Below are 12,501 nucleotides of genomic sequence, written 5' to 3'. Positions count from 1 at the left end.
CATAGCGGACCGGAACGGCCGGTCCGCCAGCCACAGCGACTGCCCCGCAGGGGCAGCCCCACACGTTGTCGAGAGGCCCGCCATGAGCATCATTTCCGTCGATACAGACTTACTGCAGGTGAAGTCCGCTAACGTGCGGGCAACCGTTGACCGGATCAGCGCCGACGTCCAGGCGATGAAGCATGGCCTGGACGAACTGCAGGCCACGTGGCGCGGTTCGGCTGCCACCAACTTCCAGGCGCTGGTTGCCGAGTGGACCCTGACGCAGGGCAAGGTGGAGGCCTCCCTCGCCTCCATCACCATGGCCCTGTCATCGGCTGCGGACACTTATGCGCAGGCGGAGCAGGGCAACGCGCAGCGGTTCAGCTGACTGCCGGCGGCTGGGTCCCGAACTCAGGCCTCGGGTGTGCCCTGATGGAACCTAAGGCGCCATTGTTCACCATCCAGGACCCACAGGGAGCTCCTCAGGGCTGAGCCCGCACGGGAGTGGCTCCGGTACGTCAGCAGGACCGTGTCCGGGCCAATCCGGTCGGCGCCGAGCACGTCCAGGTCCACATGACCGGCCGGGCTTTCCTCAAGGGACATCATCATGGCGTCGCGGGTCCAGAGCCGTCCGGCGGTGCCAATTTCCATGAAGTCAGGGTGCAGGAGCTGCCCCGTCCGCCCGATGTCGCTGCGGACGTCCGGCAGAAGGAGTTCGCGTTCCAGTTCCTCGACGATTTGTTCCGGCCGGGTGCCCACCGGGGGCTCCGAAAACGCCTCGGTGCCCAGTTCGCTGAAGAGATCAGGCTCGTCGGATCCGAAGAGGGGCGGCGTCCCGGAGTCGCTGCGGCCCCGAGTAACGGCCTCGCTGCGGGACGAACGGTTCTCGCCACCACGGGCCGGCGTTTCAGGTTCAAAGAGTGCCGGTATGCCGGCCTCCCCGCGGCCCTCCTTCACGGGCCGCCGGCCCGGCACGGGTTCGGCGTCGGGGAATCCCGGCCCTGATCGGGCGGCAACGCCCTGCTGGTAGGCGGTTGCCACGGCCCTGGCGCGCTCGTCCGCGGCCTCGTTCAGTTCGTGCCCGGCGTGGCCCTTGACCCATTCGAACCTGTATTTCCGTCCGGCGAGCTCCCGGTCGATGTCCTTGAGGATGTCCACGTTCAGTACGGGCTTGCCGTCAGCCTTGCGCCACCCTTTGCGCTTCCACCCGGGCATCCACTTTGTCACGGAGTTGATCACGTACTGGCTGTCACAGAGTATGTGCAGGTCCTCGTCCGGGAGGTGCGCGGTGGAACGGAAGAGGTCCAGAACGGCCATCAGCTCACCCTGGTTGTTGGTGCCGTGGGGCCAGCCGCCGGCCCGCCAGCAGTCGTCATTCACGTACCAGGCCCACCCTGCGGGCCCCGGGTTTCCCAATGCCGAACCGTCGGCTGCTGCAGTAATCGTCACCGAACCATCCTGCCAGACTGCGCGGACAAAAATGTGCCGGCAAAAGAGTGCGGCCCCCTCGTTGGAGGGGGCCGCACTCTTCAGGCAGCTGGGAGCAGCGGGAGGCTAGAAGCCGCCCATGCCGCCCATCTCGTCGCCGCCGCCGACGGCCGGGGAGTTCTTCTCCGGCTTGTCGGCCACGACGGCCTCGGTGGTGAGGAACAGACCGGCGATGGAAGCCGCGTTCTGCAGGGCAGAGCGGGTTACCTTGACCGGGTCGTTGATGCCGGCAGCCAGCAGGTCGACGTACTCGCCAGTGGCAGCGTTCAGGCCGTGGCCTGCGGGCAGGCCACGGACCTTGTCAACCACTACGCCGGGCTCGAGGCCTGCGTTGAAAGCGATCTGCTTCAGCGGGGCGTCGATGGCAACGCGGACGATGTTGGCGCCCGTTGCTTCGTCGCCGGTCAGGTTCAGGTTGGCGAATGCCTTGAGGCCTGCCTGGATCAGCGCAACGCCACCGCCGGCGACGATGCCCTCTTCAACGGCAGCCTTCGCGTTGCGGACAGCGTCCTCAATGCGGTGCTTGCGCTCCTTGAGCTCAACCTCCGTGGCGGCACCGGCCTTGATGACGGCAACGCCGCCGGCCAGCTTGGCCAGGCGCTCCTGCAGCTTCTCGCGGTCATAGTCGGAGTCGGAGTTTTCGATCTCGGCGCGGATCTGGGAAACGCGGCCGGCGATCTGGTCGGCGTCGCCTGCACCTTCGACGATGGTGGTCTCGTCCTTGGTCACGACAACCTTGCGTGCCTTGCCCAGGAGCTCGAGGCCGGCGGTCTCAAGCTTGAGGCCGACTTCCTCGGCGATGACCTGTCCGCCGGTGAGGATGGCGATGTCGGCCAGCTGCGCCTTGCGGCGGTCACCGAAGCCCGGAGCCTTGACGGCGACGGACTTGAAGGTGCCACGGATCTTGTTGACGATCAGGGTGGCCAGGGCCTCGCCCTCGATGTCTTCGGCGATGATCAGCAGCGGCTTGTTGGACTGCATGACCTTCTCGAGGACAGCAACCAGTTCCTTGACGTTGGAGATCTTGGAGTTGACGATCAGGATGTACGGGTCCTCGAGGACCGTTTCCTGGCGCTCCGTGTCCGTGACGAAGTAAGCGGAGATGTAGCCCTTGTCGAAGCGCATGCCTTCGGTGAGCTCCAGCTCGAGGCCGAAGGTGTTGGACTCCTCGACCGTGATTACGCCTTCCTTGCCCACCTTGTCCAGGGCTTCGGCGATCAGGGCGCCGATTTCGTCGTCACCGGCAGAGATGGAAGCCGTGGCTGCGATCTCTTCCTTGGTTTCGATTTCCTTGGCGGAGTTCAGCAGCTCAGCGGTGACGGCCTCAACGGCCTTCTCGATGCCGCGCTTGAGGGACAGCGGGTCAGCGCCGGCCGCGACGTTGCGCAGGCCTTCCTTGACCAGTGCCTGGGCCAGCACGGTGGCCGTGGTGGTGCCGTCGCCAGCGACGTCATCCGTCTTCTTGGCAACTTCCTTAACCAGCTCGGCGCCGATCTTCTCATAGGGATCGTCCAGCTCGATCTCCTTGGCGATGGAAACACCATCGTTGGTGATCGTGGGGGCGCCCCACTTCTTTTCGAGGACGACGTTGCGGCCACGCGGGCCGAGGGTGACCCTCACGGCGTCGGCGAGGGTGTTCAGGCCCCGCTCAAGACCGCGGCGTGCCTCTTCATCAAATGCAATGATCTTGGCCATAACGGCAGTAGTCCTTTCGGGACAGTCGTTAAGAAGGACCCTTGCTGCGGTGCCCGCGACGGACGATCCTTTCCGCAGGCCTCTGTACGCCCGACGGTCCGGATCTCACCCCAACCAGGTTTTTCTTTCGCTCCTTGCGCCGCTGCCGGGGTGGTATCGGCCTGAACCGGGGCCACCCTTTAGCAGTCGGCACGCTGGAGTGCTAATCAATAATTAGCACTCCCCCGGGGAGAGTGCAAGCAGATGCGCTTGTTTATCCCGCGCGCGGGCGGAGTATTCGCTACCAGCGATCAGCGGGCGGACCTGCCGGCGGCCTCGCTGCCCGTGAGCCTGGCCTTGTTGTCCGCTCCGTACGTGAACACCATATACTTCGCGGCCGTGACGTCACCGTTGGCGTCGAAGCGGACGGGCCCCGACTCGCCGTCGTAGTCGATGGCCTTTCCTGCCCGGATGGCCGCAAGGCAATCCTTGTAGGTCGTGCAGACGGCCGGCTGGCCGGAGGGCGCGGAGGATGCCCGGCCCCCGGCGGTGCCGCCCGAGACGGAAATGAGCGTACCGGCGATGGAGGCACCGGCGTCGTCCTCTGCCGCAGCGGCGGCCAGCGCTGCCAGGTTTACGGCATCATAAGTCTCGGGCGCAAAGGTCGTGTCCTTGAGCCCCGCATCGATGGCCACGAGTTCTGCCTGGAAGTGCGCCGAGGGGAAGACGCCGGGCACCAGGGCGCGCGTTCCTTCCAGCGACTTCGACCCGAGCGCGGAGCCGTACTGCCTGAAGCCGCCGTCGCCCAGAATGAGTTTGTTGCCCGCCAATCCGGCGTTGGTGAGCTCGGCGATCGCGCCCTGCGCACCGTCCCGGGCAATGACGACGACAGCATCCGGGGCCGCGTCACGTGCAGCCGCCACGGACTTCTGTGCCTCGCCGCGCGTGAAGCCGGAGAGCGTGACGGGGTTCAGCCCGCCGGCCTTGGCGGCAGCGGACACTGCTGCAGACACGTCCTGACCGTAGTTGCCGTCTTCGTACACCACGGCGAGGCTTCTGGCCCCGGCGTCCTTGGCGAGTTTCACCAGGACAGGAGCCTGGGCGATGTCCGCCGCCGCGGTGCGGAAGTAGTAGCCGCCACTCTTGTAGCTGCTCAGTTCCGGGGCCGTATTGGCCGGAGAGATGAGCGTGATCCTGGCCTTGGACAGCACGTCAATGGCGGCCGGTGCGCGGCTTGAGTCGGTGGGACCGATCACTACGTCCGCCCCGGCATCCACGAGTTCCCGGGCCTGCGCGGCGGTGTCGCCCACGGTGGTTGCGGGCAGCAGGTCCACCGGCCGGCCCTTGTGCCCGCCCGCCGCGTTGATCTCCTGGACTGCGAGTTTGGCCGCGGCCTGTTGGGCGGCGTTCAGGAAGGCCTGGGGTCCGGTGTTGTCGAGGATCAGCCCGATCCGCAGGATCCCGTCGCCGCTGGCCTCAACCGGTGCTGTCCGGGCGGTGTCCCCGGCTCCGGAGCAGGCAGCCAGCGTCAGGACGACGGCGGTACCCCAGACAGTTGCCCACCAGGCAGCCGTGTCCCGGATTGCTGTTCCCCGGACAGCTGAATCCCGGGGACCCGTGCGGCGCGCCACTAGACGGGCCGGACCTTTTCTGCCTGTGGACCTTTTTCGCCTTCGCCCACTTCCAGCTCCACACGCTGGCCCTCATCCAGTGCCCGGAACCCGTCGGTCTGAATGACCGACCAGTGCACGAAGACGTCGTCGCCTGAATCGTCAACAGTGATGAAGCCGTAGCCCTTTTCCGCGTTGAACCACTTCACGGTTCCCAATGCCATGATCCCCACACTTTCAGGTTGCTTCCGTAAGGCCCACGTCGGTGTGTGCCGTAAATTACGCCTCGAAGCCTGCCATCACTCTATCCATTCAGGACCTTCGGGGCGCAGGCCAGCGGCCCGAAGAGGAGGCAATAGTTATTCAGGCGTAACCGGAATGGCTACTGGTAGCCCGGGCCCAGGACCACCGCCACGGGCGTCTGGAACTCGGCGCTTTCCACCAGCGTGGGGATGTTCAGCAAAGCTCCGAGCGCCTCCGCGTTGGCCCGGTGGTCGGCGTCAGAGTAGAAGATCACCGACTGCCGCTGGGGCGACCCCTGCCAGTTGGCCACCTTGCCGAGCACCCAGCCGTCGGACTTGACCGTGGCACCCACGCGTCCGGCCAGTCCGGAGGTCAGCGTTCCGTTGAAGATGGAGACAGGCTGCGACTTGTCCACTGCCGCTCCGGCAATGGTTTCCGAGGTGGCGGGCTCCACGGCGGAGGGGGAAGCAGTCTCCGAGGCGGACGGCGATGCCGAGGCAGCAGCGCCGGACGTCGCACGTGCTGACGGCGTCTGCGACGGACTGGGACTGTCCGATGGCGTGGAAACGGCTGCCGCTGCGGAGGGCGACGAGACGGCGGGCTGGAAACCCAGCTGCGGCAACAGGAGAAAAGCGATAAGACCCACGGCAAGCGCGCCGATTCCCGTGGAAAGTATCGGCCACAACTTCGGGCGGGACGGCGCGGAGACAGCGCGGTGTACGCCCTGCCGGGAGGAGACCTCAGGTACCCTGTCGAATTCGTCCCGAGCAAAATTAGTCATGGTGAAGGGGTGTCCTTGTTGGTTTCGCCGGCAGTCCGGCACTAGCAGTTACGCGTCAGATCCAAGGCGGCGTGCGGTGCGAGCCCGGTGACGTGACGTACGTAGTCTACGCAATCTCTTCACGAGCATGGGGTCGTGGGCCAGTGCGTGCTCTGTATCAATCAGGGCGTTAAGGATCTGGTAGTAGTGCGTCGCGGACAGGTCAAACAGCTCGCGGATGGCCTGTTCCTTGGCACCGGCATACTTCCACCACTGCCGTTCCAGGGCGAGAATCTGCTGTTCCCGCTCGCTCAGCGGCGAGTCCCGCAGCTTGAAGTCGTCCAGCAGCGAGCCGCTCCGCAGCCCGTGCTCCTGCGGTGAATCCTGCCCTGATTCCTGCCCTGAATCCCGCTCCGCGAGGTGGTCCTGCAACGGCTCGGCCACTGCGCTCTCCTTAGCTGAATCCGGTCAAAGTACCTCCCCTATGTTACGGAGGAATAACAGCATTGTCATTTGTGGCACGGGCCACAGCGGCCTTAGATGCGCGGGCATGGCGGCCGTCGGTGACCGGCGGGAGCCGCCGGGCCATGGTTTGGGACAATGGACACCGTGATGGAACCTGAACCTCTTTTCGAGCCTGAACCACTCTTCGAGCTGGAGCCCTCCGGGGTGGCCGGCCTGGACTTTGCGGAGCTTGCCAGGCTGCCCTTCGGCGAGCTGATGGCGCCCGACTGGGCCGACGCCCTGGCCGGAGCCGAGGCCGACTTGAGGTCCGTACTGTCTTTCCTTGCACGCGAAGAGACTGCCGGGCACCGGCTGCTGCCGTCGGCGTCGAACGTTCTCCGGGCGTTCCGGCAGCCGCTGCACGAGGTGCGGGTCCTGATCGTGGGCCAGGACCCCTACCCCACCCCCGGACATGCCGTGGGGCTCGCCTTTTCCGTGGACGCCGGCACCCGTCCCATCCCCCGCAGCCTGGCCAACATCTACAAGGAGCTTGAATCGGACCTGGGCCTGCCGCCACGGATCCACGGCGACCTCGGCGCCTGGGCTGACCAGGGCGTCTTGCTGCTCAACCGGGTATTGAGCGTGCGGGAGGGCGTAGCCGGGTCCCACCGCGGCAAGGGCTGGGAACCGATTTCGACGGCGGCCGTTGCCGCCGTCGCCGGGCGCCGCACGGCAGAGGGAACCACCGCGCCGCTGGTCGCCGTGCTGTGGGGCAAGGATGCCGAGAGCGTCCGCCCCCTGCTGGGCAGCACCCCTGTGGTGGCCAGCGCCCACCCCAGCCCGCTGTCCGCCTCGCGGGGCTTCTTCGGCTCCCGGCCGTTCAGCCGCGCCAACGCCCTGCTGACGGAGCAGGGCGCCGGGCCGGTGGACTGGGAACTCCCGGCGGTGCCGCTACTCAGCTCCGGCCAAGGTACTTAGGCTAGGCTCACCTGCATGACTTCCCTTCCGGCCGACACCACCGCCACCAAGAAATCCCGCCCGCAGGTCACCCTGACTGTCCTCCGGCGGGAGCAGCTTTCCGCCCACATGGTGCGGATCGTGGCCGGCGGCGCGGGGTTTGCCGATTACGTCAACAACGACTTCGTGGACCGGTACGTCAAGATCGTCTTTCCGCAGCCCGGCGTGGACTACCCCGAGCCCCTGGACCTGTGGGCCGTCCGGGAGACGATGCCGCGGGAGCAGTGGCCGCACACCCGGACCTACACGGTCCGCTGGGTGGATACGGCAGCCGGCGAACTGGCCATTGATTTCGTCGTGCACGGAGACGAAGGCCTGGCCGGCCCCTGGGCCGCGTCGGCCAAACCGGGCGACAACCTCATCTTCACCGGCCCCGGCGGCGGCTACAACCCTGATCCGTCAGCGGACTGGTACCTGCTGGCCGGGGACGAGGCAGCGCTGCCGGCCGTTGCCGCCGTCATCGAGTCACTCCCCGCGCACGCCCGCGGTGTTGCCTTCCTCGAGGCAGGGTCCGACGCGGACGTCCAGGAGATAGCCGCGCCGGCCGGACTCGAACTGGTCTGGCTGCGGCGCGGCGACGTTCCCGCCGGCGAGAGTGACCTGCTGGTGCAGGCGGTTCGCGACGCCGCCTGGCCCGAGGGCAAGGTTGATGTTTTTGCGCACGGCGAACGCGGCTACATGAAGGGCCTCCGGGAGGTGCTCTTCCGCGAGCGCGGCCTGGACCGCAGCCAGGTTTCGCTGTCCGGCTACTGGGCCAAGGGCCGCGTCGAGGATGTCTTCCAGGCCGAGAAGAAACTGCCGATCGGCAAGATCTAGTTCGGCCTCTAGCGGCGGCGCGCCCGCCGTCGCTCGTTGCTGGCCAGGCTGCGCGTGAGCGGCCGCGCCAGCGTGTCACCAAGCACAATGCCGCCGGCCACGCCGAACACGATGGCCCCGGCACTGAGCATCCCGCCGGCCCCGAGCAGGATCTCGGATTCCTCGATGGTCAGGACATACATAGACCGGAATATGGTGAGGCCGGGCAGGAGAATCAGGCCGGCCGGCACGGCGACCACAAGCTGGGGCGCGCCCATCCTCAGCGCCACCACGCGGGCCAGCAGGCCGATTATGATGGCGGCGAGCGCCGGCGAGAACCGCGGGCCAACGCCGAGCACGTCACTGCCGATGAGGGCCAGGTGCCCCACCACGCCGACAGCAGCCGTCGGAAGCAGCAGTTTCCAGTCCGTCTGCTCGGTGATGCCGATCGCCACAACGGCGACGGCAACCAAGATCACCTGCACCCACAGCGGGTAGGCGGGCGGGAACGTCTCGGTGACGTCGATCGGCTCCATGCCGATCCGGTCCCCCACCACGAACGCGACGGCGATCCCGGCGACCACCGCACCGAACGTCAGCAGGGTGGACAGGAACCGTCCGGCCGCCGTGACGGGGAAGCCGTTGATGGCATCCTGCACCGAGGAGACCAGACGCCCGGTGGGAAGCAGCAGCAGGATGCCGCCCACCACCACAATGGCGGGCGCCAGCCGGAACCCCACGGGACTGCCGAACTTCCACATGAGCAGCGCGACCACCGTCACCACGAAGGAACACGCCGCCGTGATGAAGAAGTCAGGCGTCCGCCAGCGGCCCAGTTTCCTGGCCAGCAGGCTGATCAGGATATTGGAGGCGAAAGCCACCGCCGACGCGCCGGGGCCGCCGCCGATCACGCCCACGAACACGGCCGAGAACACAGCGAACGCGGCCGTTACCATCCAGCGTGGAAACGGTTTGGGGCTGCGGATGATCTCGTCCAGCCGCCGGATCGCCTCGTCCCTGCCAACGCCTCCGGCCACGATGTCGGTGACCAGCTGGTGGACCTTGGCCAGGCCGGCGTAGTTGTTGGTCCAGGAGCGGACCACCCGCAGCAGGGAGATGGGTGTCTGGTCCTTGGGGGCATAGTTGATGCCCACGGACTGGTTGGTGATGTCCACCTCGATGTTCTTCAGCCCCAGGGCGGCGGTGACGGCAATGATGCTGGTCTCCACCTCGAGGGACCCTGCACCGTAGCGGAACATGGACTCGGCAAGATGCAGCGCGAAGTCCATGGTCTTGCGCGCCGACGTGTCGACGCCGCCCACCTGGATCATGGGGTTGGCGTAGGGGCTCCCGGCGAGCCGGTCCACGATGCTCAGCGGCGCCGTCGGCGGGCTTTCGCTCTGGACCAGCCGGCGCAGCATGCGCTTGGCTGCCGCGTCCTGGTGCATCTGCGAGGGCGTGAGCGGCTCCGTCTTGGGCAGCCCGTCCGTGGGCGGCCGGTTGGCGCCGCGGGGTTGTTTGGCCATCAGGGCTCCCTCCGTTCAGTGCCTCAGCCGTTCAGTGCCTTAGCCGTTGTCCTCAGTAAAACTGCTGCCCCGTGCGACGGGTGTACAGCTGCCGGGCGACGCGTTCGCCGGCGGCAATCCATGCCTTGTACTTCAGCGGGCTGATGATCTGGTCATAGCACCCCACAAAATCCGTGACGGTCTTGCTGAAGCTCGTCTTGAACAGCCCCAGTCCGTGAAAAGGATTCGACGTGTCCTTGAGCTTGTCGCTTGGCGGCGTTCCGCAGAAATCATATTCCGTGCAGCCCAGCTCCTTGAGCTGGTTGATCGCGGTCCACTGCACCAGGTGTGAGTCGCCGTACTGGTTGCGCTTCTGCAGCGATCCGCCGTCCTTGTACGTGCCCTTTCGGCCGTAGTTGATGACGAAGGCACCCACCGACGGCACGCCGTTTTCGTACACAAACAGGAGCCTGCCCTGGCTGCGCTTGATGAAGTTGGTCCAGAACTGGCGGTAGTAGTCGTATTCCCGGACCCGGACCTGCGACTTCGCCTGGACCGTGTCCGTCATCAGCGCATACATCGCCTTGAAGTTTTCCTCGCTGGGCTCCACGTTGTGCACCTCCACGCCCTCGCGGATGGCCCGGCGGACGGCGTTCCGTCCCCGCGAGTGGAGGTTGCGGAGCAGTTGGTTCTCCTCCGGGGAAATGTCCAGGAGCGCCGTGGAGTCGTTGGGCTGCAGATTGTGGGTCTTGACCAGTCCGGCCCCCTCGATGACCCGGCGGGCGGCGTCACTGAGCACGATGTCCGGCTCGATCTTGATGGCGAAGACGCCCAGCCGTGCGCGCTTGACGAGTTCTGCATTTGCCGCGGCGATGCCCGGGATGTCCTCGACGCCGGCCACGTCCGGTCCCTTGATGAGGTACCACAGCTTCCCGAGGACCGGGAAGCGTTTTTCCAGCACCAGGTTGTAGCTCGTGTAGTCGGCTGTCTCGTAGACGAGGTGCAGGGTCTTCCAGCCGAAGTGCTGCTTGACCTCGGCGAAGGCCTCCGACTGCAGCAGGTTTCCGCCGTTCGGATTCGCGGTGACGTGGGCGTCCCAGTTTGCGACCTCTTCGGAGGTGGCAAAGCGGGCAGTGAATTCTCGCAAGTGTGCCGTGTCCAATCTTCGCTTACGTTTCGTGCAGGTGCCGGAGAAGCAGCCTCAAGTCTATCCGGCCGGCCTCCCGGCCCGTTTGACCCGGGCACGTGATCCCGGGCGGTTTGTGATCCTGGTCAGAGCCGCACCTGCCGAAGGTCAGTGAGCGCCAGCGCGGCCCCGCCCGGCGTGCCTTCCGGAACGCCGGCGGCGAACCGGTCCGCGCCGGCCAGGCGGGTGAGCGCCATGCCGGTCAGGGCCGCGATGTGCGGGATGGGGACCTGGAAGGTGCGGTAGGGGCCGAGCGGCGGCGGCTCGTCGGCCAGCAGTCGTTCCCGGACGGTGCGCGCCAGTTCCTCCGGCCCCAGCAGCGGGGACTGGTCCAGCAGGAAGCCGGCCGCGGCCAGCAGGCCATCCATGGTCCAGGCGGCAATCTTCCAGAATTTCCGGGGTATCTGGATCCCGCGGTAAGGAAGGTCGCCGGCGTCGAGGACGGGTCCGGTAAAAACGCTGATTCTGGCGTCGTATTGGCTGGCATGGTTGAGCACATGGTCTTCCAGGCCTGCCCAGAGTTCCTTGCCTTGGTTGAATTCAGCTGCCTGCGGCGCCGCGTTCGGGTATGAGAAGGTGTCCTGGTTTGCGGTCGCAGCGGTGGGGTCATCACCCCACACGGGGTCCAGGCGGCGGACAAGGTGGCCCCGGTCCAGGTCGTTGTGCTGGTACACATCGGGTCCGGTCTGGAGCTCCTGCGGCACCCGGGAATCGTAGTGCCAGGTTCCCGAACGCTGGAGCGGCACCAGCGATTTTCCGTCGATGTTGACACCTGTTATGGCCGCCAGCCTGCGTGCGGGCATGAGGCGCACGGAAAAGTGGGTGTAGTTGAGCAGGACCGTGGGCGCGTCCGGGCCTGGCAGGTCAAGGGCTTCGCGCAGGAAGCCGGGATCGTAGCCATCGCCCATGACTCCCATGGTGGCATGCCCGCCTGACAATTTGCGCCGGCCCCCGAGGCCGGCCCGCCTTGACTCTGGCTGCGGCCTTGGCAACTGTAGTGAAATGACAAGCAGTGACCGTGCGCCAGCCGCGGGAGCCGGGAAAGACGCCCACATCAAAGGCGACGGCGCACATCCCCGGCAGCGGCGCACCGCCGTCGACCTTCTTGCACTCCTGGCCTTCCTGGCGGCCTCCGCCTTGGTGGCCTGGCTGGGTTCGCAGGCAACCATCAGCAACGTCACCGGCTGGTACGCGACGGCGGACAAGGCGCCGTGGTCCCCGCCCAACTGGGTGTTCGGGCCAGTCTGGACGGTGCTGTACACGGCCATGGCCGTGGCGGGCTGGCTGGTGTGGCGAAGCCACAGCCCAGGCCGGAGGACGGCGCTCACCGTCTACGGCGTGCAGCTGGCCCTGAACCTGGCGTGGACGCCGGTCTTCTTTGGGCTGTACCCGGTGTGGGGTGCGGCGGCGCTCTGGCTGGCGCTGGGCATCATCGTAGTGCTGGCCGCGGCCGTCGCCGGAGCCGTGCTCCTGTTCGGGCCGATCCGCCGCACCGCGGGGCTGCTGATGCTGCCCTACCTGTCATGGGTGATCTTCGCGGCGAGCCTGAACCTCTGGGCGGCCAGCCATAACTAGGTCTCAGCCGCCGGGGAAAGGCTCAATCACCGGTCAGCACTCGACGACGTTGACCGCCAGACCACCCATCGCGGTTTCCTTGTATTTGGAGCTCATGTCCTTGCCGGTCTCGCGCATGGTGACGATGACCTCGTCGAGCGAGACCCGGTGCGAGCCGTCGCCCCACAACGCCATCTTGGCGGCGTTGATGGCCTTGGCCGCAGCGATGGCGTTCCGTTCGAT

14 protein-coding genes are annotated in these 12,501 nt (G+C 66.6%); 4 read left to right on the top strand and 10 right to left on the bottom strand.

Annotated features, from left to right (window positions below; genetic code table 11):
- Positions 1–82 precede the first annotated feature (82 nt).
- Positions 83–370, top strand: a complete 288-nt coding sequence (locus AC1DFE_RS20880; RefSeq protein ID WP_476907775.1) for a WXG100 family type VII secretion target — start codon at positions 83–85, stop codon at positions 368–370.
- Positions 371–393: 23 nt separating this feature from the next.
- On the opposite strand, the gene AC1DFE_RS20875 is transcribed toward AC1DFE_RS20880, so the two are convergent.
- The 6 genes from AC1DFE_RS20875 to AC1DFE_RS20850 all read right to left on the bottom strand — a co-directional run bounded on the left by AC1DFE_RS20875 (position 394) and on the right by AC1DFE_RS20850 (position 6,201).
- The gene (locus tag AC1DFE_RS20875) at positions 394–1,431 is read right to left on the bottom strand and encodes an RNase H family protein (RefSeq protein WP_476907774.1); all 1,038 of its coding nucleotides are present in this window, start codon (positions 1,429–1,431) and stop codon (positions 394–396) included.
- A gap of 105 nt (positions 1,432–1,536) precedes the next feature.
- Positions 1,537–3,165 carry a chaperonin GroEL gene (gene groL, locus AC1DFE_RS20870; protein ID WP_476907773.1) on the bottom strand — a complete coding sequence of 543 codons (1,629 nt, stop codon included), beginning with the start codon at positions 3,163–3,165 and terminating at the stop codon, positions 1,537–1,539.
- A gap of 290 nt (positions 3,166–3,455) precedes the next feature.
- Complete coding sequence (locus AC1DFE_RS20865; RefSeq protein ID WP_476907806.1) at positions 3,456–4,727, bottom strand: ABC transporter substrate-binding protein; 1,272 nt, start codon at positions 4,725–4,727, stop codon at positions 3,456–3,458.
- A 47-nt stretch (positions 4,728–4,774) separates the two neighbouring features.
- On the bottom strand, positions 4,775–4,978 hold the full coding sequence (locus AC1DFE_RS20860; RefSeq protein WP_476907772.1) for a cold-shock protein: 204 nt from the start codon (positions 4,976–4,978) through the stop codon (positions 4,775–4,777).
- Between the two features lie 158 nt (positions 4,979–5,136).
- On the bottom strand, positions 5,137–5,778 hold the full coding sequence (locus tag AC1DFE_RS20855; RefSeq protein WP_476907771.1) for a LytR C-terminal domain-containing protein: 642 nt from the start codon (positions 5,776–5,778) through the stop codon (positions 5,137–5,139).
- A 48-nt stretch (positions 5,779–5,826) separates the two neighbouring features.
- Positions 5,827–6,201, bottom strand: coding sequence for a DUF3263 domain-containing protein (locus AC1DFE_RS20850; RefSeq protein ID WP_476907770.1), 375 nt, complete (start codon positions 6,199–6,201; stop codon positions 5,827–5,829).
- A 168-nt stretch (positions 6,202–6,369) separates the two neighbouring features.
- Between AC1DFE_RS20850 and AC1DFE_RS20845 the strand changes: the two genes are divergently transcribed.
- Entirely contained in the window at positions 6,370–7,179 is an 810-nt protein-coding gene (locus tag AC1DFE_RS20845; protein WP_476907769.1) for a uracil-DNA glycosylase, read from the top strand.
- Positions 7,180–7,194: 15 nt separating this feature from the next.
- Positions 7,195–8,034, top strand: coding sequence for a siderophore-interacting protein (locus AC1DFE_RS20840; protein WP_476907768.1), 840 nt, complete (start codon positions 7,195–7,197; stop codon positions 8,032–8,034).
- An 8-nt stretch (positions 8,035–8,042) separates the two neighbouring features.
- Here AC1DFE_RS20840 and AC1DFE_RS20835 read toward each other — a convergent pair whose 3' ends face one another.
- The 3 genes from AC1DFE_RS20835 to AC1DFE_RS20825 form a co-directional block, all read right to left on the bottom strand.
- The gene (locus tag AC1DFE_RS20835) at positions 8,043–9,539 is read right to left on the bottom strand and encodes a threonine/serine exporter family protein (protein ID WP_476907767.1); all 1,497 of its coding nucleotides are present in this window, start codon (positions 9,537–9,539) and stop codon (positions 8,043–8,045) included.
- Between the two features lie 52 nt (positions 9,540–9,591).
- Complete coding sequence (locus AC1DFE_RS20830) at positions 9,592–10,665, bottom strand: lipid II:glycine glycyltransferase FemX (RefSeq protein WP_476907766.1); 1,074 nt, start codon at positions 10,663–10,665, stop codon at positions 9,592–9,594.
- Positions 10,666–10,790: 125 nt separating this feature from the next.
- Positions 10,791–11,621 carry a DNA/RNA non-specific endonuclease gene (locus tag AC1DFE_RS20825; RefSeq protein WP_476907765.1) on the bottom strand — a complete coding sequence of 277 codons (831 nt, stop codon included), beginning with the start codon at positions 11,619–11,621 and terminating at the stop codon, positions 10,791–10,793.
- An 85-nt stretch (positions 11,622–11,706) separates the two neighbouring features.
- On the opposite strand from AC1DFE_RS20825, the gene AC1DFE_RS20820 reads away from it, so the two are divergent.
- A complete protein-coding gene (locus AC1DFE_RS20820) occupies positions 11,707–12,279 on the top strand; it encodes a TspO/MBR family protein (RefSeq protein WP_476907764.1) in 573 nt (190 codons plus the stop codon).
- Between the two features lie 33 nt (positions 12,280–12,312).
- On the opposite strand, the gene AC1DFE_RS20815 is transcribed toward AC1DFE_RS20820, so the two are convergent.
- Positions 12,313–12,501, bottom strand: a 189-nt coding sequence (locus AC1DFE_RS20815) for an L-serine ammonia-lyase, iron-sulfur-dependent, subunit alpha (protein ID WP_476907763.1), incomplete at its 5' end; no start/stop codon positions are given.

This window comes from Arthrobacter sp. 05T423 (assembly GCF_056396245.1).
The sequence above is the reverse complement of the archived record's forward strand: the minus strand, read 5'-3'. Positions and strand labels throughout refer to the sequence as shown.